This is a genomic window from Bradyrhizobium semiaridum (genome assembly GCF_020329505.1).
Taxonomy (GTDB): Bacteria; Pseudomonadota; Alphaproteobacteria; order Rhizobiales; family Xanthobacteraceae; genus Bradyrhizobium; species Bradyrhizobium semiaridum.
Genome location: NZ_JAGKJJ010000019.1, coordinates 112,940 through 137,240, shown reverse-complemented (window position 1 = coordinate 137,240; position 24,301 = coordinate 112,940). Strand labels below are relative to the sequence as shown.

General features: G+C 64.5%; 27 protein-coding genes and 1 tRNA gene. 14 read left to right on the top strand and 14 right to left on the bottom strand.

Features of this window, described 5'->3' with window-relative positions; all coding sequences use genetic code 11:
- Positions 1 to 4 precede the first annotated feature (4 nt).
- From J6500_RS21405 to J6500_RS21380, 6 genes are all read left to right on the top strand, one after another.
- Entirely contained in the window at positions 5 to 343 is a 339-nt protein-coding gene (locus tag J6500_RS21405) for a cupin domain-containing protein (protein WP_225714664.1), read from the top strand.
- A 32-nt stretch (positions 344 to 375) separates the two neighbouring features.
- Entirely contained in the window at positions 376 to 1,581 is a 1,206-nt protein-coding gene (locus tag J6500_RS21400) for an MFS transporter (protein WP_225714663.1), read from the top strand.
- A gap of 88 nt (positions 1,582 to 1,669) precedes the next feature.
- Entirely contained in the window at positions 1,670 to 2,659 is a 990-nt protein-coding gene (locus tag J6500_RS21395; protein WP_283842929.1) for an SDR family oxidoreductase, read from the top strand.
- A gap of 231 nt (positions 2,660 to 2,890) precedes the next feature.
- Positions 2,891 to 3,934: an alpha/beta fold hydrolase gene (locus J6500_RS21390; protein ID WP_225714662.1), complete on the top strand. Its 1,044-nt coding sequence runs from the start codon at positions 2,891 to 2,893 to the stop codon at positions 3,932 to 3,934.
- A gap of 194 nt (positions 3,935 to 4,128) precedes the next feature.
- Positions 4,129 to 6,087: a hybrid sensor histidine kinase/response regulator gene (locus J6500_RS21385; RefSeq protein ID WP_225714661.1), complete on the top strand. Its 1,959-nt coding sequence runs from the start codon at positions 4,129 to 4,131 to the stop codon at positions 6,085 to 6,087.
- 373 nt (positions 6,088 to 6,460) lie between these two features.
- Entirely contained in the window at positions 6,461 to 7,036 is a 576-nt protein-coding gene (locus J6500_RS21380) for a uracil-DNA glycosylase (protein ID WP_225714660.1), read from the top strand.
- 64 nt (positions 7,037 to 7,100) lie between these two features.
- Here the strand turns inward: J6500_RS21380 and J6500_RS21375 are convergent.
- Positions 7,101 to 7,185, bottom strand: a tRNA-Leu gene (locus J6500_RS21375).
- A gap of 190 nt (positions 7,186 to 7,375) precedes the next feature.
- Here J6500_RS21375 and J6500_RS21370 point away from each other — a divergent pair.
- Positions 7,376 to 7,912 carry a disulfide bond formation protein B gene (locus tag J6500_RS21370; protein WP_225714659.1) on the top strand — a complete coding sequence of 179 codons (537 nt, stop codon included), beginning with the start codon at positions 7,376 to 7,378 and terminating at the stop codon, positions 7,910 to 7,912.
- 3 nt (positions 7,913 to 7,915) lie between these two features.
- Here the strand turns inward: J6500_RS21370 and J6500_RS21365 are convergent, their stop codons facing one another.
- Complete coding sequence (locus J6500_RS21365) at positions 7,916 to 9,001, bottom strand: AbrB family protein (protein WP_376707836.1); 1,086 nt, start codon at positions 8,999 to 9,001, stop codon at positions 7,916 to 7,918.
- Positions 9,002 to 9,136: 135 nt separating this feature from the next.
- Entirely contained in the window at positions 9,137 to 9,433 is a 297-nt protein-coding gene (locus J6500_RS21360; RefSeq protein ID WP_225714717.1) for a PsiF family protein, read from the bottom strand.
- 182 nt (positions 9,434 to 9,615) lie between these two features.
- Between J6500_RS21360 and J6500_RS21355 the strand changes: the two genes are divergently transcribed.
- Complete coding sequence (locus J6500_RS21355) at positions 9,616 to 10,110, top strand: hypothetical protein (RefSeq protein ID WP_225714658.1); 495 nt, start codon at positions 9,616 to 9,618, stop codon at positions 10,108 to 10,110.
- A 47-nt stretch (positions 10,111 to 10,157) separates the two neighbouring features.
- Here J6500_RS21355 and J6500_RS21350 read toward each other — a convergent pair whose 3' ends face one another.
- Positions 10,158 to 10,715: a TetR/AcrR family transcriptional regulator gene (locus J6500_RS21350; RefSeq protein WP_225714657.1), complete on the bottom strand. Its 558-nt coding sequence runs from the start codon at positions 10,713 to 10,715 to the stop codon at positions 10,158 to 10,160.
- Between the two features lie 182 nt (positions 10,716 to 10,897).
- Here J6500_RS21350 and J6500_RS21345 point away from each other — a divergent pair, with 182 nt between their 5' ends.
- The 3 genes from J6500_RS21345 (at position 10,898) to J6500_RS21335 (ending at position 12,641) form a co-directional block, all read left to right on the top strand.
- The gene (locus tag J6500_RS21345) at positions 10,898 to 11,332 is read left to right on the top strand and encodes an acyl-CoA thioesterase (protein ID WP_225714656.1); all 435 of its coding nucleotides are present in this window, start codon (positions 10,898 to 10,900) and stop codon (positions 11,330 to 11,332) included.
- 5 nt (positions 11,333 to 11,337) lie between these two features.
- A complete protein-coding gene (locus J6500_RS21340) occupies positions 11,338 to 11,793 on the top strand; it encodes a PaaI family thioesterase (protein ID WP_225714655.1) in 456 nt (151 codons plus the stop codon).
- A 167-nt stretch (positions 11,794 to 11,960) separates the two neighbouring features.
- Positions 11,961 to 12,641: a DsbA family protein gene (locus J6500_RS21335; protein WP_225714654.1), complete on the top strand. Its 681-nt coding sequence runs from the start codon at positions 11,961 to 11,963 to the stop codon at positions 12,639 to 12,641.
- A 176-nt stretch (positions 12,642 to 12,817) separates the two neighbouring features.
- Here J6500_RS21335 and J6500_RS21330 read toward each other — a convergent pair whose 3' ends face one another.
- Together J6500_RS21330 and J6500_RS21325 are read right to left on the bottom strand one after the other, a co-directional pair.
- Positions 12,818 to 13,024: a hypothetical protein gene (locus J6500_RS21330; protein ID WP_211990232.1), complete on the bottom strand. Its 207-nt coding sequence runs from the start codon at positions 13,022 to 13,024 to the stop codon at positions 12,818 to 12,820.
- A 60-nt stretch (positions 13,025 to 13,084) separates the two neighbouring features.
- A complete protein-coding gene (locus J6500_RS21325; protein ID WP_225714653.1) occupies positions 13,085 to 13,972 on the bottom strand; it encodes a LysR family transcriptional regulator in 888 nt (295 codons plus the stop codon).
- A 120-nt stretch (positions 13,973 to 14,092) separates the two neighbouring features.
- Here J6500_RS21325 and J6500_RS21320 point away from each other — a divergent pair, with 120 nt between their 5' ends.
- A complete protein-coding gene (locus tag J6500_RS21320) occupies positions 14,093 to 14,833 on the top strand; it encodes an SDR family oxidoreductase (protein WP_225714652.1) in 741 nt (246 codons plus the stop codon).
- 57 nt (positions 14,834 to 14,890) lie between these two features.
- Positions 14,891 to 15,790, top strand: coding sequence for an SDR family oxidoreductase (locus J6500_RS21315; RefSeq protein WP_225714651.1), 900 nt, complete (start codon positions 14,891 to 14,893; stop codon positions 15,788 to 15,790).
- A gap of 111 nt (positions 15,791 to 15,901) precedes the next feature.
- On the opposite strand, the gene J6500_RS21310 is transcribed toward J6500_RS21315, so the two are convergent.
- The 3 genes from J6500_RS21310 to J6500_RS21300 form a co-directional block, all read right to left on the bottom strand.
- On the bottom strand, positions 15,902 to 16,984 hold the full coding sequence (locus tag J6500_RS21310; RefSeq protein WP_225714650.1) for a carboxylesterase family protein: 1,083 nt from the start codon (positions 16,982 to 16,984) through the stop codon (positions 15,902 to 15,904).
- 11 nt (positions 16,985 to 16,995) lie between these two features.
- Complete coding sequence (locus J6500_RS21305; RefSeq protein ID WP_225714649.1) at positions 16,996 to 17,967, bottom strand: S1C family serine protease; 972 nt, start codon at positions 17,965 to 17,967, stop codon at positions 16,996 to 16,998.
- A gap of 223 nt (positions 17,968 to 18,190) precedes the next feature.
- Complete coding sequence (locus J6500_RS21300) at positions 18,191 to 19,705, bottom strand: AMP-binding protein (protein ID WP_225714648.1); 1,515 nt, start codon at positions 19,703 to 19,705, stop codon at positions 18,191 to 18,193.
- Positions 19,706 to 20,019: 314 nt separating this feature from the next.
- Between J6500_RS21300 and J6500_RS21295 the strand changes: the two genes are divergently transcribed.
- The gene (locus J6500_RS21295; RefSeq protein ID WP_225714647.1) at positions 20,020 to 20,340 is read left to right on the top strand and encodes a PilZ domain-containing protein; all 321 of its coding nucleotides are present in this window, start codon (positions 20,020 to 20,022) and stop codon (positions 20,338 to 20,340) included.
- A gap of 17 nt (positions 20,341 to 20,357) precedes the next feature.
- Here the strand turns inward: J6500_RS21295 and J6500_RS21290 are convergent, their stop codons facing one another.
- The 5 genes from J6500_RS21290 to J6500_RS21270 form a co-directional block, all read right to left on the bottom strand.
- Entirely contained in the window at positions 20,358 to 21,014 is a 657-nt protein-coding gene (locus tag J6500_RS21290; RefSeq protein ID WP_225714646.1) for a hypothetical protein, read from the bottom strand.
- 67 nt (positions 21,015 to 21,081) lie between these two features.
- The gene (locus J6500_RS21285; RefSeq protein ID WP_225714645.1) at positions 21,082 to 21,345 is read right to left on the bottom strand and encodes a hypothetical protein; all 264 of its coding nucleotides are present in this window, start codon (positions 21,343 to 21,345) and stop codon (positions 21,082 to 21,084) included.
- A 149-nt stretch (positions 21,346 to 21,494) separates the two neighbouring features.
- Positions 21,495 to 21,944 (bottom strand): GNAT family N-acetyltransferase, encoded by a 450-nt coding sequence (locus tag J6500_RS21280; RefSeq protein WP_225714644.1) that lies wholly within the window; start codon positions 21,942 to 21,944, stop codon positions 21,495 to 21,497.
- A gap of 117 nt (positions 21,945 to 22,061) precedes the next feature.
- Positions 22,062 to 23,090 (bottom strand): peptidoglycan -binding protein, encoded by a 1,029-nt coding sequence (locus J6500_RS21275; protein ID WP_225714643.1) that lies wholly within the window; start codon positions 23,088 to 23,090, stop codon positions 22,062 to 22,064.
- 15 nt (positions 23,091 to 23,105) lie between these two features.
- Positions 23,106 to 24,095 (bottom strand): flagellar motor protein MotA, encoded by a 990-nt coding sequence (locus J6500_RS21270; RefSeq protein ID WP_225714642.1) that lies wholly within the window; start codon positions 24,093 to 24,095, stop codon positions 23,106 to 23,108.
- Between the last annotated feature and the right edge of the window lie 206 nt (positions 24,096 to 24,301).

The following is a 24,301-nucleotide window of genomic DNA, read 5'->3' as shown; positions in this document are numbered from 1 at the left end:
GCAAATGACAGACAGCACGGTAAAGAAAGTGTCCGAGCGATCATCGCCGGCGGGCGCGATGGGACAGACCTATCTCGTGTCCGGCAATCGGGTCGCTATGCGCCTGTGGCGCGACGAGCAACCGCATGACAAGGAGAGCGCCCGGCGGGATTATGAGACCGTCGGCTACGTGATCTCAGGCCGAGCTGAACTCACCCTGGAAGGTCAGGTCATCAGGCTCGGGCCGGGCGATTCATGGCTGGTGCCCGCGCAGTCGGAACATCGCTACAGGATCATCGAGCCCTTCACGGCGGTTGAAGCCACCGCGCCGCCGGCCCAGGTTCATGGACGTGACGAGCCGTGATGCAATAGTTCCCCGATTTCTAGGAGGCAGACATGGCCCAGCTCGGCATCGCCCATGCCCGTCGAAGCGAGTTGCAGGGGAGTGCGGCGCTTGCCTCCGTCGCCACGCTGATCGGCACGGCCTTTGGTCTCAGCACGTTGGTCACTCCTCTCTATCTGCTCTATCAGCAGCAGTTTGGCTTCTCCCAGATCACGCTGACGCTGATCTACGCCGCCTATGTTCTCGGAAATATCGCCGCGCTGCTGTTTGTCGGCCGGATCTCCGACGGCATCGGACGCCGCGTCACCGCGCTGGTCGCAACTCTGGTCCTGTTCGCCGCCGCGCTCGTGTTCCTGTTTGCAAACGGAATTGCCGCACTCTACGTCGCGCGCATCCTCAGCGGTCTCGGCATCGGCATTGCCAGCGGCAGCGCCAACGCCTGGCTTGCCGAACTGGTTGGCAAGGGCGACACGGCGCGGGCGGCGACCATCGGGACCAGCAGCAACTTTCTGGGCCTCGGCATTGCGGCCCTGGCCTCGGGTCTGCTCGCACAATATGCGCCATGGCCGTTACATCTCTCCTTTGTGGCCTATCTCGTGGTTCTCTGCGCAGTGGCGCTTTTGGTCTGGTTCTGCCACGAGACGGTACGGCATCCGGACACGAGCCGCCTGACGGTCCGGCCCAAACTGGCCGTGCCTCACAGCGTCCGTGCGCAATTCGTCGCGCCCGCCATCACGGGTTTTGGCTTGATGGCGCTGGTCGGTTTCTACGCGGCGCTGATGCCGGCCATTCTGTCGCAGGACCTGCACGTCCACAACCACGCGGCCGGCGGCGCTTTGCTGTTCGAACTTGCCATCGTGGTGGCATTCGTGATCGTGGCCACGCAGGCGGTCGACAGTCGCGTGGCGATGTTGTGGTCGCTGGCGCTGATGATTCCGGCTGCCGCGGCGATGGTGGCGGCACAGGCCGCTGCGTCGCTCCGGGTCATGCTTGCGGCCACCGCTGGCGTCGGCGTGTCGGCGGGCCTCGGCTATCGTGGCAGCCTGCAGGTGGTGAACCAGATTGCGCCTGCTGAGCAGCGCGCCTCCGTGGTGTCGAGCTACTTTGTCTGCTGCTTCATCGGCAACGCCGTACCCGTCATCGGCGTCGGCGTGCTGTCGAGCTTCACGCGCTCGGTCATCGCAGATCTCACGTTCGCCTGCGTGATCGCTGCGTTTGCGCTGGCTGCCCTGATGTTCGGTCTGGCCCACCGTCAGTGACGATCAGGCAACCTTTGTGGCGCGCGCCCGTCGAATAGCAACGATCGGGACGGCCAAAGGTTGGTTCTGCTCAGGAGTGGAGAAACACATGGCGAGCAAACCGCATTCCCGCCGGGATGTTGTCGGTGCCGGCGCATCGATGGCCGCAGCCTCGATGACCTCGACCGCAGTGAAGGGTGACACCCCGATGACCGCACAGCCCTTGAGTGACCCGGCCGGCAAATATCCGAAACCGCCGTTCAGGAAGCAGTCGCAACCCTGGCCCGGATTGGCGAGCCAGATGGATCCGCCGCCCGATCATGGCGAGCGTTCCTATCACGGCGCAGGCCGGCTTGCCGGCCGCAAGGCGCTGATTACCGGTGGAGACTCCGGGATGGGACGCGCCGCCGCGATCGCATTCGCGCGTGAGGGCGCCGACGTCGCCATCAACTATTTCCCGAGCGAAGAGCCCGACGCCAGGCAGGTCATCGAGCTGATCAAGGCCGAGGAGCGCATGGGGGTGGCGATAGCCGGCGACCTCAGAGACGAGAAGTTCTGTCAGGAGCTGGTGCGCAGGGCGGTCGAAGAGCTGGGCGGGCTCGACATCCTCGTCAACAACGCTGCTAGGCAGCAGGCGCGGCAGTCGATCCTCGATCTGTCGTCGGAGGATTTCGACGCGACCATGAAGACAAACATTTATGCGCCGTTCTGGATCATCAAGGCCGCGCTGCCGCATTTGAAACCCGGTTCGGTCATCATCGGCACGACATCGGAGCAGGCTTACGATCCGTCGCCCGATCTTTACGACTATGCCCAGACCAAGGCGGCCACGATGAACTATGTGAAGTCGCTCGCCAAGCAGCTCGGCCCCAAGGGCATTCGGGTCAACGGCGTGGCGCCGGGGCCGGTCTGGACTCCCTTGCAGGTCTCCGGTGGCGCGACGATGGAAAAGCTCGAAAAGTTCGGCAGCCAGACCGTGTTTGGACGGCCGGGTCAGCCGGCGGAACTGGCCTCCATCTACGTTCAGCTCGCCGCCGCCGACGCCAGCTTCGCCACCGGCCAAGTCTACGGATCAGCGGGTGGCACGGGCCAGCCTTGAGCGTCCTCGGAAGGGCCCCTTCACCATCCCGTCTCGCCCGTTCACCTAAGCCGACGACGACAGGTGGGCCCTGGGCAGCTCCGCGCCAGCTTTGGTCGTGCCACGGAGGCGTGGCTCCAGACCAGAAGGTGAGCGGAAGCATCGCCGGCTTCGCTGCCGAGCAATGCCTGATTTCAAGACCTCAAAGTCCGCTTTCGGTCTCATTTTGCTTTGATTGGTCGGAGGATCTCAATGCAGAGAATGGCTATCAGCCGGCGTGCGGCCCGCTTCACGATCATGAGCGCGATTGTTGTCGCAAGCACCCTCGGAACCGCGATTGCGCAGACATCACACGAACACGATGAAACGGGTTCTCAAGCCGCATCGTTCGCACCGGGAGGTCTTCCCGAGGGTTTTCGCGACCAGTTTGATGATCGTTTCGCCCAAGTAAACGGGGTGCGGCTGCACTATGTTATTGGCGGTCCGGACGACGGTCCGCTTGTCGTCTTGCTGCATGGTTGGCCACAGACGTGGTACACGTGGCGCAACGTGATGCCGTCCCTCGCGAAGGCAGGCTACCGCCCGCTTGCCGTGGATTACCGTGGCGCCGGTGATTCCGAAAAGCCTGCGGTCGGCTACGACAAGGCGACCATGGCCGCGGATATTCGCGCCCTCGTCCATCAACTCGGCGCCAGCCAGGTCCATCTGGTTGGCCGCGACATTGGGGTGATGGTTGCATATGCATATGCCGCACAATGGCCGGATGAGGTCCAAACGCTCGCCATGCTCGATGTTCCGATTCCGGCGACGAGGGCCTGGAATGAGGCAAAATCAAAACCTGACCCCGAGCTTTGGCATTTCGGGTTATTCCAGCAGCGCGATATTGCCGAGATGCTCGTGAGCGGACACGAATATCAATTTATACGTGATTTCTACAGGAAGAGGGCTATTCGATCCGTTTCGGACCAAGACATCGCGGTTTACGCGAGGGCCTATGCGGCGCCTGGCGGTTTGCGTGCGGGGTTCGAGCTTTATCGGGCGTTTCCTGAGGACGAGACGCGTTTTGCGGAATTCCAGAAGCACAAATTGCCGATGCCGGTGCTTGCACTCGCAGGTGACAAGAGCAACGGTATGACCGAAGTCCAGATGGCAAGCGAGATTGCCATCAATGTTCGTGGCGGCGTCGCGCCTGACACCGGTCACTGGTTGCCGGACGAAAATCCGGAATTCCTGGTCATACAGCTCCTTGCCTTCCTGCACGCGCCGAGTCGCACGCAGGGACAATCGATCCGTTAAGCTACTGCGGTCAGACGGCGAGCGCGGAATCGGTCCGTAAACTCAACGCTCCTGGGATTATTCGGTTCGCACCTGCACACGCCAAACTGGTCCGGAGGGCTCAGCTTGGTTCCTGGCGACTGCACAGCGGAGCTATGCGCGGATGACCGAGCTTTCCTCGCTTCGCATTTGTTGGTCTTTGGGAGCGCTTACAATTGCGAAAACTCAACAAAATCAGCGACACGCGGCGTCTGCAGCTTCTGATGGAGGCTATCCGCGCCTATGCGATCATCATGATCGAAGTAGACGGAGTGGTCGCGAGCTGGAACGCGGGGGCGAGTTCGCTGACAGGCTACTCGGTCGAAGAGATCATTGGACAGCCTGCTTCCGTGTTCTATACGCCCGAGGAAAGAGCCGCGCGAATTCCGCAACGGGCGCTGCAGATCGCGTCGAAAACCGGCAGCTTCAGCGGGGAAGGATGGCGCCTTCGCAAGAATGGCAGCCAGTTCTGGGCGTCGGTCGTCATCAACGCTGTCCGTGACGACGGCGGTGAACTGCTCGGATTCGTGGAAGTCACCCGCGACATCAGTGAGCGGCTGCAAACACGTGAAAGCTTGCTTGAGAGTGAAAGACGATACCAGCAGCTCGTAGACGCAGTCATTGACTATGCGATCTTCCAGCTGGACCCCGCCGGCTATGTCACGACGTGGAATCCTGGAGCTCAGCGTATCAAGGGGTATGCGACTGACGAAGTTATCGGAACGAACTTCAGCCGATTCTACACGGCCAAAGATCGCGAGCTTGGCCTTCCAGCACGCGCTCTGGCTGAAGCCGCGGAGAAGGGCAGGTTTGAGGCGGAGGGTTGGCGGGTTCGGAAGGACGGCTCGGAATTCTGGGCGTCGGTCGTAATCGACCGAATCGAAGACGATGCTGGCGGTCTTATCGGTTTCGCCAAGGTCACGCGCGACATCACCGAGCGCAAGGAGGCGCAGGAGCGTCTGCACGAAATTCAGGAGAAGCTGGCCGCTGCGCAGAAGCTTGAGGCGGTCGGACAACTCAGTGGAGGCATCGCTCACGATTTCAACAATCTCCTGATGATCGTGATCGGCAATCTGGAAACGGCGGAGCGCCATGCCCGCAAACTGAGCGGGAACGCAAATCTTGAGCGGGCGCTCGCTCACGCCAAGCGCGGTGCCCAGCGCGCTGCCGCACTTACGAGCCGCTTGCTCGCGTTCTCCCGTCGGCAGCCGCTCGATCCGAAGCCGCTCAACCTGAACAACTTCCTCAATACGCTACAGGACTTCCTCCAACGCACGCTCGGGGAGCGCATCGAAGTGCAGACTGTTGGAAGCGCGGGTCTCTGGGACGTCGAACTCGACACCAATCATCTAGAGTCCGCTATAGTCAATCTCGCCATCAACGCCCGTGACGCCATGCCGAATGGTGGTAAACTCACAATCGAGGCGGTGAATGTATCGGCAGACGAGGAATATTCCGAGCTCAATCCAGAGCTGACGCCCGGACAGTATGTCGTCTTGTCCGTTACGGATACTGGTGAAGGAATGACATCCGACACGCTCAGCCATGCCTTCGAACCGTTCTTCACGACCAAGGAGGCTGGACAAGGCACGGGGCTCGGACTGAGTCAGGTATATGGCTTCGTCAAGCAATCGAACGGGCACGTCAAGATCTACAGCGAAGTCGGTCAAGGAACGACCATCAAGCTGTATTTCCCGCGCTATCATGGCGCCTCGCCGGCAACCTCGACCGAAGCAGAGCAGCCGTGCGCAGAAGGCGACGTGATGGAGACCATACTGATCGTCGAGGATGATGCCGACCTCCGGATCTACATGGTTGATCTGTTGCGCGAACTTAACTATCGCGTTCTCTGGGCTCCAAGCGCCCAAGCCGCCATGATGATCCTGCAAGAGAATCAACCGATAGATCTCATGATCACCGATGTGGTGATGCCAGGGATCGATGGCCGGGAGCTCGGAAGACGTGCTGCGCAAATCCGCTCCGGTCTCAAAATATTGTACATGACCGGCTATTCGCGGAACGCAATAGTTCACCAAGGACGGCTCGACAAGGACGTCGATCTATTGGAGAAGCCAGTCTCGCAGGCTAGGCTGGCACTCAAAGTGCGGGATATATTGGATCGGAGGACTACGTGAAATCGATCGGACCGCTACATGTGGCCGCCGCACTGAGTCGCTCACATCCGCGCATCAAACTTTACTGCTACGGGACATGGAAATAATGCCTACAGCGAAATGCTCTGGCAGCCGGATCGCGGATTCAACCCGCGTGTCGCAGGCCCGGTGTATGCCCAACCGCTGTGGGACTATTTTGCGCCGTCGGATTGAACGTCGGCGGCGTCGGCGGTCAGCCAGCGAGCGACCCCTTGAGCGGTCCTCGACGCTTCCAGACGCTGATCGCACCCAGGACGGCCTCTATATCAGCGCCGATGGACGCATCTACGCGTTTCGTTTCTGAGGTCTGCCACAACGTGATGCGCGAAGCATCGTAATATCGTGGCTTGGGCGGATGCAGAAGGTGATGGCTGGCCAGGCAAGCATCGGCAACAAAAATCTCGATCGTCGTCGTGTCTCGCCCGATGGTCAGTCTCGACGGCCTCGGCTTTATTTGGTCGGCGAGGCGCCCGGCGCTGAGGAATCTGCGCGAGGCAAACCTTTCGTCGGTCCGGCTGGCCGGGCGTTACACAAGATGCTGCTGGAGGCCGGAATCGATCCCAAGCAAGTGCGCTTGGCAAACGCCATTCCGTTTCGCCCGATTGCGTATTCCAGCCGGCGAAAGGCACGCAATCGCAACCCCAGCACCGAGGAGGTTGGCCGCTATGGCGCGGCAGTCCTAACCGACATCCGACGCGCCAAGCCCGGCGTGATTGTGGCGCTCGGCAGCACAGCGGCTCGTCTGCTTGGCGAGCAGCGACGGATCCAAACGGTGCGCAATGCGAAGCTCCAGTTCGAGCGCTTTCCGCTGCGCGTCACCTTCCATCCAGCCTATGCTCGCCGCTTCGGCGGTCGGAACGGCGAGGCTTGGCGTAAGGCGGTCGCCGATCTACGAGAAGCTTGGGAGGAATCGAGAGCAATTGAGGCCTAAACCGCACTTGCATGCCCGAATCGAACCAATGGCTTAAATTATTGTTATTATCAGAGTTTTTTTGTGGTGCCCCTGGCCGGAATCGAACCAGCACTCCTTGCGGAACTCGATTTTGAGTCGAGCGCGTCTACCAGTTCCGCCACAGGGGCCTTCGTGGCCCAAGCCTTGAAATTGGCCAGGGTTGCGAAGCGCGGCGGACTATAGCGGGCAACCCGTCACGGTCAACCCGCGCGGAAGTGATTGTCCCGCGCCTCGACAGCGGTATTTTCGCGCGATACGACCCGGATCGAGCGTGAAGAGGGCACGGCCCATGCGCAGCATGCTCGCAGGAGGACCGCCGTGACGACCGCCACCGCCCATCCGTCACACGCTTCCACCACCGGCAATCCGGCGCTGACGTCGGCTCTGGCGATCGCCGCGATTGCGACGGCGACGCTGGCCGGTGCCTGGTTCTTTCAGCTGGTGCTGGAGATCCTGCCCTGTCCGCTCTGCCTCGAGCAGCGCTATGCCTATTACCTCGCCGTCCCGCTCGGTGCGCTGGTTGCGTTCGCGGCCGGCCGCGGCGCGCCTCGGCCGGTGCTGCTGGCGGGGCTTGCGATCCTCGGCCTCGCCGCGCTCGCCAATGCCGGGCTCGGGACCTACCACGCCGGCGTCGAATGGGGATTCTGGCAGGGGCCGACCGATTGCTCCGGCCCGGTGATGGATTTCAGCAAGGCCGGTTCGTTGCTGGAGCAGCTCGACAAGGTCAAGGTGGTGCGCTGCGACGAGGTGCAGTGGCGCTTCCTCGGCATCTCGCTCGCCGGCTACAATGTGCTGATCTCGCTGTTGATGGCCGCGCTCGCCGGCTGGGGCGTGGCGAAGACGGCGCGCGCCTGAGAGCTAATCGTCGACGTCGTCCTGCGGACGGCCGAACAAATGGACGATGCCCGGCGTCGCGATCGAGACGAACACGAAGCGCGACAGGTGGTGCGCACCGACGAAGATCGGGTCGATGTGCAGCGTCAGCGCCAGCGCCAGCATGGCGTCCATCGCGCCGGGCGCGAACGCCACCACGACGTCGGCGAGCCGGACATGGGTGGTGAAGCCGATCACCGCGACGAAGATGGCGGAGATCAGGATCGCGATCGCGAACGAGCCCAGCCCGGCATTGATGTGGCTCAGCAAGGTCGAGGTCTTCATCCGCGCGAAGCGGGTGCCGATGATGGCGCCGATACCGACCAACGCGACGTTGCGCAGCCAGGGCGGCAGGCCGCCATCGACCAATTCCGAGCCGTGCAGCAGGCTGGAAGCGAGCATCGCGCCGAACATCCAACTCGCCGGAAATTTCACCCAGCGCAGCAGCAGCGAGGCGCCGATCGAGGCGGCGATCAGCGCGGCAAGCCCGGCCGGCGAGGCGACCGCCGTCGGCAAAGGCGGCGGTGCTGCATGCGTCACCCCGGTCAGCGCCAGCACCAGCGGCAGCGCCGCGGTCAAGATGATCACGCGCATGGTCTGCACCACGGCGATGGCGGCGACGTCGGCGCCTTTCTCGGCGGCGAGGATGGTGATCTGCGACAGCGCACCGGGGCTGCCGGCGAGGAAGGCAGAGGTCTGGTCCCAGCCGTGGATGCGCTGCAGATAGTAGCTCGAGCCGAAGGTCGAGCAGAACGTCGCCAGCGCCAGCAGGCCGATGGTGATGGGGTAGGAGCTCATGTGCTGCAACAATTGCTGCGACATCAGCGAGCCCAGCGAGATGCCGAGCAGCAGCAGCACCGCCTGGGTCAGCAAAGCGGGCACCGCGAGCGGCCGCCCTGCCAGCGCGGCGATCGCGACCGCGGTCATCGCGCCGGAGATCAGGCCACCCGGCAACTCGGCCCACAGGAACAGCACGCCGCCGGCGGCGCCGATGACAAGGGTCTCGAGCCCGTTCAAGGCCTTGGTGCGGTCGGGAATGGCCGTTGCCATCGCAGCGCGGATCAGGGTCACGCCGCCTTATGGCAAATTCGCTCCCGCGCGACAATTGCATCTCGCGATTGCAGCAATGCGCGCCTCCGGCTGCCGGCGCACAAATTTTCACCCTCCCGAGCCAGGGAGGGTGAACAGAACCATGACGGCTCTGAATTACTTCGAGGCGGGCTGAGCGGCGGCGCCGCCGGCGGCCTTCTGCTTCTTGCATTCGGAGCGGAATTTCTTGCGCTCTTTGCCATGCAGTCCCTTGGCGTCGGCCTCCTTCGAGCACTCCAGCGACTCGGCACTGCGCTGCTTCTTCTCGGCCGGCGCCTTGGTATCTGCCTTGGTCGTCTCGGTCTTGGGAGCGGCGTCCTTGGCGGCCGGCGCGGTCGTTTGCGCGAATGCTCCGCCCATCAGCAGCACGGAGGCAAGCGCGGTGGCGGTCGCAAGCGAGGAAATCTTCGTCATCATGGGGCACCTCAGAGGGAAGGGAGCGGAACCGTCGCGCGGCGATGCTGAACCGCTGATGAACATGCGGCGGTCTCGCCGCCACAATATTTTGACGCGCGACGGCGTCGGCGCGTTGCCGCAAGTTCGGGTTGCGCTAGGATAATGGTCCTTGTGCCAATGCCCCCAGAGGGAGACCAGAAATGACCATCCAGACCAGATTGTTGTGCGTGATCGCGGTGTCGGGTTTTGCAGCCTTCGCGGCCAGCGCGCCGGCGCAGGCCCTGACCATGCAAGAATGCAGCGCGAAGTATCAGGCCGCCAAGACCGCCGGCACGCTCGGCGACCAGAAGTGGAATGACTTCCGCAAGACCCAGTGCGGCGCCGACGCGACACCGGCCGCTGCGCCCGCCGCGCCGCCGCCCGCTGCCGCAGCTCCGGCACCGGCCGCGCCGAAGGAGGCTAAGAAGGAGGCCGCGCCTGCTGCACCGGCCGCGCCGGTTGCCACCGGCAATGCCGTCTTCCCGACCGCGATCGATCCGAAGTTCGCCAGCGAGAAGCCGCACATGGCGCGCATGCACACCTGCTCGGAGCAGTGGAAGCTCAACAAGGCCAACAACACCACCGGCGGCATGCGCTGGAATCAGAAGGGTGGCGGCGGCTTCTACAGCGAATGCAACAAGCGCCTGAAGGGCTGAGTTTTCGTCGAGTTCGGCGAGCGGCCGGCATGACGCCGGCCGCTTTTCTATTGGTCGCTGGCGAGCAGCTTGTCCGCCGAGGTGGCCAATAGTTGCGCGCGCTTGCGCGGGCCGCGCTCGAGGAACAGCAGGCTCTGGCCGAAGATGAAGCAGTAGAACAGGAAGGCCTGCGCGTCGGCCTCCTCGGCCGGCAGCCCGGCGGCGCGATAGAGCTGGCCGACATTCTTCAGCCGCGCGGCGTCGACGCTGGCTGCAGCGGTAGCTGCGGCGTCGTCGGTGCGCGCCCACTGCCGGATCGCGAGCTCGATCGCCATCGCCTCGGTGTTCATGCGCTCCGAATACAGCGTGATGATCGCCTTCAGCCGCTCACGCGCGCTGGCGCCGTCGAGCGCAGTCTGTTTCTCGATCGCGGCGATGCGGCCGTCGCGCCAGCGCGCCAGCATCGCCTCCAGCAGCGCAGCGCGATCCTTGAATTGGCGGTAGAAGCCGCCCTTGGTGACGCCGAGAGTCTTCGCCAGCACCTCGACCCGCACGCCGTCGACGCCGGAATGAGCGAGCTCGGCAAAGCCCGCCGCGACCCAGACATCGGCCTTGCTTTCAGTCATGTGATCTCCGCAGGGCGCCCATGTGCGAAGAGTTTTCGTCGCGCATAGTCTGTTGTTTGCGCATGATGTCTTCGGAAACCGCCTCGTACTTTTCCGGATCATGCTTTGATACGGTACCGTATTGCTAGCCCGGTCGAGCGCTGATACGCTACCGTATCACGAATGAAGCGCGGAGCGGCACGATGGAGGGCGAGGCAACCTATCGCGGCACGGTCTATCCGTGGCACTGCGATCATATCGGCCACATGAACGTCATGTGGTATGTCGGCAAGTTCGACGAGGCGAGCTGGAATATGTTCGCGCGGATCGGGCTGACGCCGAGCTATCTGCGCGAATCCGGCCGCGGCATGGCCGCCGTGCAGCAGAACATCGCCTACAAGCGCGAGCTGCTCGCCGGCGACAATGTCGAGGTCAGGAGTCGCCTTGTCGAGCTGCGCGACAGGCTGGTCCGCATCTCGCACGAGATGCGCAATGTGGAGAGCGGCGAGGTCGCCGCGATGTGCGAGATCACGGCCGTGCATCTCGATCGCGCCGAACGCAAGTCGACCCCGTTCGCGCCGGCGATCCGCTACGCCGCGATGCAGCACCTCGTGCCGTCAGAACCCGTGACCGCGTGACCGGCATGTCGAGCTTCGCGCCGAAGAATCCCGACTACCACGCGGCCGCAACCGCGACGTTCGCGCAGCAGCGCGCGATGCAGACGCTCGGCATCTCGATCGCGCGCCTAGAGCCGGGCGAGGTCGATCTCGCGATGTCCTATGCGCCCGAGTTCACCCAGCAGAATGGCTTCGTGCATGCCGGCGTCATCACGGCGGGCCTCGACAATGCCTGCGGCATTGCCGCTTTCACGCTGATGCCGGAGGGCTCCGACATCCTCACCGTGGAGTTCAAGACCAACCTCCTGGCACCGGCGCGCGGTGAGCGCTTCCTGTTCCGCGGCGTCGTGGTCAAGCCTGGCCGCACGCTGACGGTCTGCGACGGCAAGGCCTATGCCGTGCAGGACGGCGCCAAGACCCTGGTTGCGACCATGACCGGCACGCTGATGGCGTTGCAGCGGCGGGAGCAGCCGCCAAAATAGACGCCAGTTCCTCCGTCTGGAGCCACCGCCCGGCGGCTTTCAGCTTGCCGGACGCCTCATTATTGTCTTTTGCGGCTGCGATTGTTCTCGCGGCGGTCTATATGCTGCTGCGTAACATCCATGTGCCCCGAGCGTAAAACGGCAAAGGGCCCTCGCGAAAGCCAGTCATGAAGCAGCAGACGACATCACCTCTGGTCAATTCCGGCCCCAGCCGCCGCGTTGCGCTCGGCCTGCTCGGTGCCGGCCTCGCGCTGCTGCCGGCAGTGCCCGCGCGTGCCGAGGACGACGACAAGGTTTTGACCGAGGCGCAGGTGCTGCGCGATCCGGATATTCCGGTGATCGGCAATCCCACCGGCGACATCACCATCGTCGAATGGTTCGACTACAACTGCCCCTATTGCCGCAAGCTCGCGCCGGAGCTCCGCCAGGTGGTGCAGGACGACGGCAAGGTCCGGCTGGTGCTGAAGGACTGGCCGATCCTCGGGCCGGTGTCCAAGGTCGCCGCGCGGATGGCGCTGGCGGCGAAATATCAGAACAAGTTCGAAGCCGCCCATGAGGCGATGATCTCGGTCAACTCGCGCATCACCGAGCCGCGGATCGCCGAGCTGCTCTCCGGCGCCGGCCTCGACATGGACCGCCTGAAGAAGGATCTCGACGCCAATGCCAAGGCGATCGACGCTCTGCTTGCACGCAACAACGAGCAGGCCGAAGCCTTCGGCTTCAACGGCACGCCGTCCTTCATCGTCGGCAAGTACCGCGTCCCCGGCGCGCTCAGCATGGATCAGTTCGAACAGGTGATCGCCGACGCCCGCAAGGCGAACATGGGCCGCAAGATCGAGAACAACTGAGGCAGTCGTCGCCAATATCTGCCCGTCATTGCGAGTTTAGCACCGGCCCAAGGCCGACCCGCGCTTGATGTAAGCGAAGCAATCGAGAGAACGCTGACGCGTTTCGGCCATAAATCATGGCCTCTCCCGGATGGGAGAGGCCATTCGTTCGGGTGTCGACGCTTGGACGGGCGCCGCTACTTCGAGGCAATCTTGGTCCATTCCTCGTGGGCGCGCGTCTTCAGCATGTTCCAGTCCTGGGCGGCGACGTCCCAATTGACGATGGTGCGGGTCTCCTGCGCGGTCTGCCCGCTCGCGACGCTCGACGTCCGCATGGAATCGACGACATAGACGCCGCAAACCAGCAGCAGCGCACCCAAGATCATTCCGAGAAAGACTCGCATCAGAAACCTCCGGTGTTGAACGGATAACGTCGGCGCTCCGGTGCTGGTTCCGCCGCGCCGTCAGTTCCGCCCGAATGCGCGCATCACATAGTCGATGAACACGCGAACGCGTGGCGAGAGCTGGCGGTTGCGGGGATAGAGCAAGGATACCGGCACTGATGGCGGCGGACAGTGTTGCAGCACCTCGACCAACGTGCCCTGCGTCAAGTCGGCTTCGGCATGGAAGCGCGGCACCTGCACGAGGCCGAGGCCAAGCTTCGCGCTGGCGAGATAACTCTCGGGGCCGGTGACAGACATCGTAGCGGGCAACGGAAACTGCTTGAGCGCGCCATCGACCAAAAACTCCATCGGCCGCAAGCGTCCAGTCGTTAGCGAGCGGATACCGATCATGCGATGGCCATCGAGCGCAAACGGGTCGGTGGGTGTGCCGAAGCGCGCGAAATATTCCGGCGTGGCGCAGGTCAGCCGCTCCAGCATCGTCACCTCGCGCGCGATCATGTCGCTGTCGGGCAACTGGCCGAAGCGCAGCACGCAGTCAACGCCCTCGCGGATCAGATCGACCCAGCGGTCGCTCTCGCTCATGTTGATCTCGATGTCGGGATATTCGGCGAGGAAGCCCGGCAGGTTCGGCAAGAGGAAGCGCCGCGCCAAGGTGCCCTGCACCTCGAGCCGCAGCAGGCCCTTCGGCCGCGCGCCGCCGAACGCGCCTTCGGCATCTTCCAGATCCGCGATCAGTGCCAGGCAGCGGCGATAGTGCGCCTCGCCGTCGAGCGTCGGGCGCACCGTGCGCGTGGTGCGTTCGAGCAGCCGCACGCCGAGCCGCGCCTCCAGCCCCTTCACTGCATCCGTCACCGTCGAGCGCGGCAGCCCGAGGTCGTCGGCCGCGAGCGAAAAGCTGCGCCGCTCCACCACGCGCGTGAACACCCGCATCGCATCGAACCGGTCCATGCCATTATCCGACAATAACGAATAGTGATGCCAGAGAATGCACGATTATTCGGATGGCGCCAAGTCATACGGTCCTTCCATCGAACGCGGCTGGCCCGCACAACCCGATGGAGAACGAAAATGACCACCCAAAACAATAAGGTAGCTCTGATAACGGGCGCTTCGCGTGGGATCGGTGCTGCCGTGGCCGAACGGCTCGCCAGGGACGGCTTCACCGTCGTCATCAACTACTCCGGCGACGCCAACGCCGCGCAGGCGGTTGCCGACCGCATCGAAGCCGCCGGCGGCCGGGCGCTGACCGCGAAGGCCGATGTCAGCGACCCCAACGCGGTACGCGGCATGTTCGATGCGGCGGAAGCGGCGTTCGGCGGCGTCGACGTGCTGGTCAACAACGCCGGCATCATGAAGCTCAGCGAGATCGCCGACAGCGACGATGCGATGTTCGATCAGCACGTCGCGATCAACCTGAAGGGCAGCTTCAATACCATGCGCGAGGCGGCCCGCCGGCTGCGCAACGGCGGACGCATCATCAATACCTCGACCAGCCTGGTCGGCACCAGGCTTGAAACCTACGGCGTCTATGTCGCGACCAAGGCGGCGATCGAATCGCTAACCGCGATCCTGTCCAAGGAATTGCGCGGCCGCAGCATCACCGTGAATGCAGTGGCGCCCGGTCCGACCGCGACCGACCTGTTCCTGCACGGCAAGTCGGAGGAGTTGATCGACCACTTTGCCAAGCAGGTGCCGCTGGAGCGACTCGGCACGCCCGCCGATATCGCCAGCGCCGTGTCGTTCCTAGCCGGTCCCGACGGCTCCTGGATCAACGGCCAGACCCTGCGCGCCAATGGCGGTCTGGTCTGAGCTTCGCAATCACGCCTTCAACCTCTCGTTCAATCAAGACCAAAAAGGATATTTGTCATGAAGCAGGTCATCGTTATCACCGGCGCCTCCAGTGGCTTCGGCCGTCTCACTGCCAACGCGCTCGCCAAGGCCGGCCACACCGTCTATGCCTCGATGCGCCACACCACCGGCCGCAACGCCGCCGCGGCCGCCGATGTTGAGGAGTTCGCCCACGACAACAATGTCGACCTGCGCGCGCTCGAACTCGATGTCGGCTCGCAGACCTCGGTCGACGCCGCGATCGCGCAGATCGTAGCCGAAGAAGGACGCCTCGACGTCGTGATGCACAATGCTGGCCACATGGTGTTCGGCCCGGCGGAAGCATTCACGCCCGAGCAGCTTGCCGAGCTCTATGACGTCAACGTGCTCTCGACCCAGCGCGTCAACCGCGCCGCGTTGCCGCAGCTGCGCAAGCAGGGCAGGGGACTTGTGGTCTGGGTGTCGAGCTCCAGCTCGGCCGGCGGCACGCCGCCCTATCTCGCGCCGTACTTCGCGGCGAAGGCCGGTATGGATGCGATGGCGGTGATCTATGCCCGCGAGCTGTCGCGCTGGGGCATCGAGACCTCGATCATCGTGCCCGGCGCCTTCACCGGCGGCACCAATCACTTCGCGCATTCCGGCCATCCCGCCGACGCGGCACGCGTCGCCGAATACGAAGCGGGACCCTATGCCGGCTTCGGCAAAGAGATCATGCAGGCGTTTTCGGCGATCGTCCCTGCGGATGCCGACCCATCATCGGTGGCAGATGCGATCGTCAAGGTGGTCGACACGCCGTTCGGCAAGCGTCCGTTCCGCGTCCACATCGACCCGACCCAGGACGGCGCCGAAGTCGCCTTCGCCGTGATCGACCGCGTCCGCAATGAGATGCTGCACCGGGTCGGCTTCTCGGACCTGCTCAAGCCGCGGGTGAATGAGTAAGACTCTATCTATCCCTTCATTGCGAGCGAAGCGAAGCAATCCATTGGGCCACAAGCTGAGGCATGGATTGCTTCGTCGCTTCGTTCCTCGCAATGACGGGGAGGGAATGTCTCAGGCATCGGCGGCGTGTTCGCCATTCAGCCACCGTAAAATCTCCGCATTGATCTCCCGCGGATAGCAGTGACTGAGGTCGTCGATTTCGCGATAGGTCACCCTGGCGCCCGCGGCCGATAGCAGTCCCTGGGTTTGCCGCGCGGTCTGCACCGGGAACATCCAGTCGAGCACGCCGTGGGTGATGAAGACCGGCAAGCCGCGCAGCCGCTCAGCATCGGCCATCTCCGCCATCAGCGGATGAAACGTTGCGGCAACCGGCGCCAGATGCGTGAAGCGTGATGCGCCGTCGAGTCCTGAGACGTAGCTGAACGTGCCGCCGTCGCTCATGCCGGTCAGCAGCAGCCGGGTCTCGTCGACATTCCAGCGCCCCTGTACCTGGTCGAGGATGCGGTTGAGGTTCGGCGTGTCGGTGTCCTCACCCATCAGCGCCCAGGTCTGTCCCGTCGCGGTTGGCGCGATCAGGATGGCGCCGCGGCTGCGTGCGTCGCGCAGCCAGCTCCAAAGGAAACCGCGGCCGTTGCCGCTGCCGCCATGCAGGGCCATCACCAGCGGCCAGGCGCGATCCGGCGTGTAATATTCCGGCACGTACATCGAGAAGCCGCCGCTGCTGCCCGGCTCGTTGCCTTCATGGAAGATGCCGGTGTCGTCGTTCGGTACGGCCGCGAGCTTCGCCTGCAATTCGGCGTCCTCGCGCAGATCGGGCGCGATGAAGAAGCCGCTGACCGGCGGCAGCTCGGTCAGCGGATAGAGCGCCTCCTGCGCCCGCGGCAGATAGCGCAGCGCGCGGAACACGCTGACGAGATCGCCTTCGCCGTTCTGCACCGCGCGCAATCCCGCATAGCCGGCAAGCGCTGCATCGGTCGATGCCTCCAGCGCCGTCTTGATGTGCGCGAATTTCTCGGGCCATTCGGCCAGCCGCGGCTTCACCGCCTGCAGCGTCTCGTCCGGCTCGCCCGCAATCTGCATGACGTTGCCGAACTCAGCGGGGTTGAGATTGCGCGCGACAAACGACAGCGATTCCAGCGTCTGCAGCAGCGACGGCAGCACGGCCACGATGTCGTCAATCACGGCGTCGGTCATGCGCGGGAATCCTAGTGCAATCTTGGCGCCTTCAACAGCCGCGCGCGGTCGATCGAGGTCAGCGTCACGTCAAAGGTGACGCCTTCATGGTAGACGGTGAGCGGGACGTCGACGCCGGCGGAGCCGAGCGACCAGAGCTTGCGGTAGAAGCCGATCTGGCTGGTGACCTTGTCACCGCCGACAGCGAGGATGACGTCGCCGGTCTTCAGCTCGGCGCGCGCCGCCGGGCCCTTGCTGGCGATGCCGACCACGACGACGCGGTTGTCGATGTCGGTGGTGTACATGCCGAGCCACGGCCGCGACGGCTTGTTGACGCGACCGAACTTGCGCAGGTCGCCGATCACGGGGCCGAGCAGATCGATCGGCACGATCATGTTGACGTGCTCGGCGCGCCCGCCGCGCTCGCGTTCGAGCTGCAGCGAGCCGATGCCGATCAGTTCGCCGCTGTCGGAGATCAACCCGCAGCCGCCCCAGTTCGGGTGCGACGGATAGGTGAAGATCGCCTCGTCCAGCAGATACTCCCAGTAGCCGGCGAATTCCTGCTTCGCCACGATCTGGCTCGCCACCGAGCGGGTACGGCCGCCGGCGCCGCCGACCACGACGTTGTCGCCGACCCGCGTCGCGGCCGACGAGCCGATCGGCAGCGGCGCGATGCCGGGCCGGCCAAGCGCCTGCACCAGGCCGAAGCCGGATTCGAAATCGAAGCCGAGCGCATGGCCCTCGACCACGCGGCCGTCGCCGAGATGCAGCCACACCGCCTCGGCCTCGGTGATCAGATAGCCGATCGTCAGCACCAGCCCGTCGTCGATCAAGACGCCGTTGCCGACGCGCTCGGTGCCGAGCGTCTCGGCGCTGAAAGCATCAGGCGGAATGATCGAATGCAGCCCGACCACACTCATCAGCGCGCGATCGAGATCGAAGCGGTAATCTTCGGGACGGGGCTGAAAGGCCGGGGGCACTTTCCATTCGGTCATGGAGGGCATCGAGGGTCTCCGCAGGATCGCTACGCGTGTGTTCACGTTAACGCCGTGCGAGCCGAAAAGATCACGGGGTCCCGGAACACGTCCGCTTCCGCCATATATAACAGTGAATTGGTGGTTGAGCGAGATGGCGGATCAGGTGCCATGCGCCCAGGTCCAGGCAGATCGCATCTGCGATGCGATCCGACCTCTCCCCGCAAAGAGCGGGGAGAGGTGAAGCAAGCCGCTACTCCGCCTTCGCCGCGCGCGCCGGCATGATGCGGAAGGCGCGGTTCTCCTTGATCCATGCGGCGCGCTCGTCGCGCAGCAGGGTGCGGCGGACCTTGCCGGAATCATCGCGCGGCGGCGCGTCGACCCGCTCGAAGCTTTCCGGATGCTTGTAGCGGCTCAGCCTGTCCTTGAGGAAATCGCCCATGCCGTCGGCGACCGCCTGCGCATCCACGCCGTCGGCAAGCTCGAGGATCGCATGCACGCGCTGGCCGAATTCCGGATCCGGCAGGCCGACCACGACGCAGGAGCGCACGAGCGGATGCTCGCTCACCGCGGCCTCGACCTCGGCCGGATAGATGTTGGCGCCGCCGCGCAGCACCATGTCGGCGAGGCGGTCGCCGAGATAGAGATAGCCTTCCTCGTCGAGCCGGCCGATATCGCCGAGCGATTCCCAGCCGTCCGGCCGCCGCTTCGGCGCGGCGCCGAGATAGTGGTAGGTGGTGCCGGCGCCGTCATTGGGCAGGAAATAGATCTCGCCGGTCTCGCCTGGCGCGACGTCGTTGCCGTCCTCGCCGATGATGCGCAACTTCGCGGTCTCGCCGATCTTGCCGACCGAGCCCTTGTGCGTCAGCCATTCGACGCCGTTGATGACGCAGGCGCCCTGCCGCTCGGTGCCGCCATAGAGCTCCCAGATCCGCTCCGGGCCGAGCCATTCGATCCATTTCTCCTTCAGCCAGGGCGGCATCGGCGCCGCCATGTGAAACACGATCTGCAAACTGGAGACGTCGTAGCGGTTGCGCACCTCCTCGGGCAGCGCCCAGATCCGGTGCATCATGGTGGGCACGAAGTTCACCCATTGCACGCGCTCGCGCTCGATCAGGCGCAGCGTCTCCTCGGCGTCGAACTTGACGAGGCCGGTGACCCGTCCGCCGCCGAACAGCGCGAAGTGCGAGAGGATGAACGGCGCGTTGTGATAGAGCGGTCCCGGATTGAGCAGCGAGGTGCCCGGCGCAATGCCGAGCGTCGGCTCGCTCGCGGTGTCGGTCACGGCGGGGTTGTGGTCGAGGATCACCTTTGGCCGCCCGGTCGAACCGCCGCTGGTCATCGCCTTCCAGTAGCGCGCGATCGGCGCATCGAGCGGTTCGTCGGAAAATCCTTCCGGCGCGAAATTCGCCGGCAGCGAATTCGGTGCATTCCAGTCGGACTCACCGCCGACCACCAGCGACGGCTTGAGGATGTCGAGCACAGCGGCCGCCTCGCCGCGCGGCAGCCGCCACGACAGCGAGGTCGGCGTCGCGCCGCACTTCCACACCGCAAAGCTGGTCTCGAAAAAGGCGTTGCTGTTGGGCAGCCCGATCGCGACGAAATCGCCGGGCTTGACGCCCTTGGCCATGAACGCACGCGCCCGCGCATTGGCGCGGCGCTCGAGTTCGGGCCAGGTCAGCGCATCCGGACCGTGACTGATTGCGACCGCCTCAGCGGGCTTGCGTTCGGCATACCAGCGCGGCACGTCGGCGAGAGGAAGCAGCATGGGTCGTTTCCGAAGGGCAGGGCGCGTCGTGGCGCTCTTGTTGCGGGGGCGTGGCCAATGCCACGGGCCCAGTTCACCAACAGTGCGGCATTCAAGTCAAGGCTGACGATCGCCGGCTCAGCCGGTATCCCGCTGATGGGGTTGCGGAATCCCCATTTGCTAAAAGCCGTGTCGAGATTTCGGTAAAGTTCAACCGATCGCGCTAAGGCGGGCTTCACGCGGCGGGCCGCATGGTCCAGGCAGCGGCTGTGCGCCGATCGGACTTGCGCGTCCAGCGACGAGCCCGGCGCCGACGTTCCAAGGGATCGACGACCATGGCGAGCAATGGTGCACGGATCAAGGTCAGCCGCGAGCCGCGGCGCCAGCTCAACAACCGGATCGCGTGGATCACGGTGGATGACGGTGCGACCGAGAGCGAATGCGCGGTCGCCGACATCTCCCCTGGCGGTGCCAAGATCACCACCGAAGTCGAGTTCGACGTCAAGGACCGCCTCGCGCTGACGCTGCTCGCCGACCACTCCAAGCGCTACCCCTGCGAGGTCGTCTGGCGCCGCGGCAAGACCTACGGGCTGAAATTCGTCGTCGCGGAAGCCGAGACCGAGCCGAAGGCGGCGGAGCCGGTTGGCGCGACGTAGCCGCACCGCGAACGGCGCTACTTGAATTGGCGATGCCGGTATTCCCGCCTCAAGCGATTGATTTCATCGTTGGACGCGTTCAATAGCTCAAAGGCTATCGGCTGCAGCCGACCGCTATCGCACATTTCCAGTTCAGCATCGACCCGTCCCGTGTAGACGACCCGCTTTCCGTCCGGGTCCATCACCTTCGTTGGACCGGTGGAGCGATTGGCATGCGCACCGACAAGAACAGTTGCGCCGCGCCGCCATTCCATTGCATTCGACTTCACGTCGCAGGTCCTATCGCACCATCGCTGCTGGACGACGACTGCCCTCTGATCGGGCGACGACGTCATCAGCCGTCCCTTCAAGACCTCAACATGATCGAAAGCAAGCAAACGGCTGAACGTCACGTGAGGATTGGTCAGATAGCGAACCGAGGCGACGCGGCCGCGGAAGACGATCGGCGTGCGATCCAGCAGCTCGAGCATCGCTCGGCTCTCGGCGTCCCGTTGTTGCTGCTCAGTCGGAGCATCGCTGCCGTCGGGAGTCCTCTCCCACCAGCTCGGCGAGGACAGGGCCCAAATTGCGCAATCCAGCGCTTCCACGTGTTCTGACCAAGTCAGAGCGCCGAGCAGTAGAATGGCGGCAGTCAACCAGCGCATGTAGGTCTCGCCGAGGAGGGCAGGGATCATTACGCATACCACGCCTCGCGGCAGCAGGTCATGTGCCCGCAAGACGCTACGGGCGGTAATGCGCCTTTCACCGTCCCGTCGCGGGGTTAGGGCTGCTCGTCGGCGCTCCGGGAGCGGCCGGTGCTGCGCTGCCGCCGCCGACACCGCTCGATGGGGCGACACGCTGGCCGGGCTGTACCGGAGGCGGCGTGCCGCCGACGCCATTCGAAGGAGCGGCGCGGTCGCCGGGCCGCGGTGGCGGTGGGGTGCCGCCGGTGCCTTGAGCAAAAAGCTCGGCCGGCGCGAGGATCAGGCCGGCGGCGACGATGATGGCGAATTTGGTCTTGAGCATTCGCTTGTCCGGGGTGGACCTATGCAACATGGATCAACGTCGGCAGGGGTGTCGTCGTTCCCACGACGCTATCGGATGTGCGAGACAAACTTGGCTTGCCGATTGTCGTTGCGGCGTACGCCGGCGCCGACGAAAGAGTGTGTTCCGCCTCACGGCGTCCACGCCATCTTCAGCACTGCGCGTCCCGAGGTCGGGTTGACGCTCTCGCCGGCATGCACGAAGCCGTTGCGTTCGTAGAAGCGGATGGCGCGGGCGTTGTCCTTGTTGACCAGCAGCGTGACGCCAACGGGCGCAAGGCGCTTGGCCTCATCGACCAGCGCGGTCGCGAGCGGGGAGCCCCACTGCGCGGGAGCGACCACGAGCTGGTCGAGATAGCCTGACTTGTCGATGGTCACGAAGCCGGCCAGCGCGCCGTCCTGTTCGGCAACGACGATCGCCGCGTTCGGTACCAGCTCGTTTCGCCAGCGCTCGCGCCACCAGGCGACGCGGGCATTGAAGTCGATCGACGGATAAGCCTGCTGCCAGGTGATCCGCCACAGCTCGATGGCGGCGTCCTCATCCGCGGCACGATAGGGGCGGAGCGTGGATGTGTGCGTCATGCCAAAGTCGTCATGCCCGGGCTTGACCCGGGCATCCATCCATTTCGAAGGAGTCTTTCTTCGATGGATTGCCGGGTCAAGCCCGGCAATGACGAGGGGGTGTTCAACAGCCCTGCCCTATCTCTCCGTCAGCTTCAGCTCGATGCGGCGGTTGCGCTTGTAGGCCTCTTCGGTCTGCGCGGTCTCGAGCGGCTGGAATTCGGCGAAGCCGGCGGCGACCAGGCGCTGCGCGGGGACGCCGAGCGAGACCAGATACTGCACCACCGAGATCGCGCGCGCCGACGACAGCTCCCAGTTCGACTTGAACAGCGGGCTGTTGATCGGCCGCACGTCGGTGTGGCCGTCGACCCGCAGCACCCAGGCGATCTCGGGTGGGATCTTCTTGTCGAGGTCGACCAGCGCGCTGGCCACGGTTTCGAGCTCGGTCTTGCCTTCGGGGAGCAGCGTCGCCTGGCCGGTCTCGAAGAACACTTCGGACTGGAACACGAAGCGGTCGCCGACGATGCGGATATCCGGGCGGTTGCCGAGGATGGCGCGCAGCCGGCCGAAGAATTCAGAGCGGTAGCGCGACAATTCCTGCACCCGCTGCGCCAGCGCGACGTTGAGACGCTGGCCGAGATCGGCGATCCGGCCCTGCGATTCCTTGTCGCGCTTCTCGGACGCATCGAGCGCCTCTTCCAGCGCGGCGAGCTGGCGGCGCAGCGCGCTGATCTGCTGGTTCAACACCTCGATCTGCGCCAGCGCACGCGACGAGACGCCCTTCTCGGACTCCAGCGCCTTGTTCAGCTCACTGGCGCGGCCCTGCGCGTCACTGCCGGAACTCGCCAGCCCCTCATAGAGCCCCTTCATGCGGTCGCGCTCGCTCTCGGCGGAAGCAAGGCCGGCGCGCAACTGCGCCACCTGGTCGTCGAGGCTGAGCTTGCCGAGCTTCTCCAGCGACAGCAAATCGTTGAGCTGCGCGATCTTGGCGTTGAGCTGCTCCAGCGCCTTGTCCTTGCCGGTGACCTCCTGCGACAGGAAGAACTGCACCACCAGGAACACCGAGAGCAGGAACACGATCGACAGCACCAGCGTCGACAGCGCGTCGACGAAGCCGGGCCAGTAGTTGAAGGCGGATTCACCGCGGCGGCTGCGGGCGAGGGCCATGAGGCAACCTCCTTGTTAACTCTTCTCGGGCTGGCGCGCCAGCCGCTCCAGCAGCCGCTTGATCTCGCGGTTCTGCTCGCCCTGCCCGTCGGCCCATTCGCGGATCATCTGCTGCTCGGTGCGCATATGCGCCACCAGGCCCTGGATCGCCTCGGCGAGATTGGCCATCGCCGCGGTGGTATTGCGGGCGCCGCCGCCGTCCTCCAGCGCGCCGCGCAGCCGCTCGATCGCGCCTTGAAGCTCGGCGCCGCCGAGGCCTGTGCCCTCGCCGGAGATGCCGCGCACCGTGGTGGCGAGCCAGTCCTCGAGATCGGTGTAGAAGCGGTTCTGCGCCTGGCTCGATTGCAGATCGAGAAAGCCGAGGATCAGCGAGCCGGCGAGGCCGAACAGCGAGGACGAGAACGAGATGCCCATGCCGCCGAGCGGCGCGGCAAGCCCCTCCTTCAGCGTGTCGAACAGCGCCCCGGAATCGCCGCCGACCTTGAGACCGTCGATCACCTTGCCGACCGAGCCGACGGTTTCGATCAGGCCCCAGAAGGTGCCGAGCAGGCCGAGGAACACCAGCAAGCCGGTCATGTAGCGCGAGATGTCGCGCGCCTCGTCGAGGCGCGTCGCGATCGAATCCAACAGATGCCGCATGGTCTGCTGCGAGATCGACATCCGCCCGCTGCGTTCGCCGCCGAGGATCGCGGCCATCGGGGCCAGCAGCGTCGGCCGGCGGTCGATCGCCAGGCCGGGATCGGCGATGCGGAAATTATTGACCCAGGCGACCTCGGGATAGAGCCGGATCACCTGGCGGAACGCCAGGATGATGCCGATCAGCAGCACCGCGCCGATCAGGGCGTTCAGCCCCGGATTGGCGAAGAAGGCGGTGATGATCTGCTTGTAGAGCACGACCCCGATCAGACCGCAGAGCACCAGGAAGACCAGCATCCGCACCAGGAAGATCCGCGGCGAGGACAATTTGCTCAGTTCGATCTCCATGTCGGAGCGGGAAGGGGGCATTGCCGGTCATCCGTTCGCGAAGGCCGCATCTGCCAGCAATATGGCACAGCGGCAGAGGGAGGAAAGTGAGGAAAGCCGAATCCTGCGTCCGAACGGCAGAACCTTTGGTTGAAGCGGTATGGTCAGCACGCGCCTTGCGCGGACATCCGGCCTCGCCGAACCACGCGGGCAGCGATCCCTCAGCCGGCAAGGGCGGGGCGCCGGAC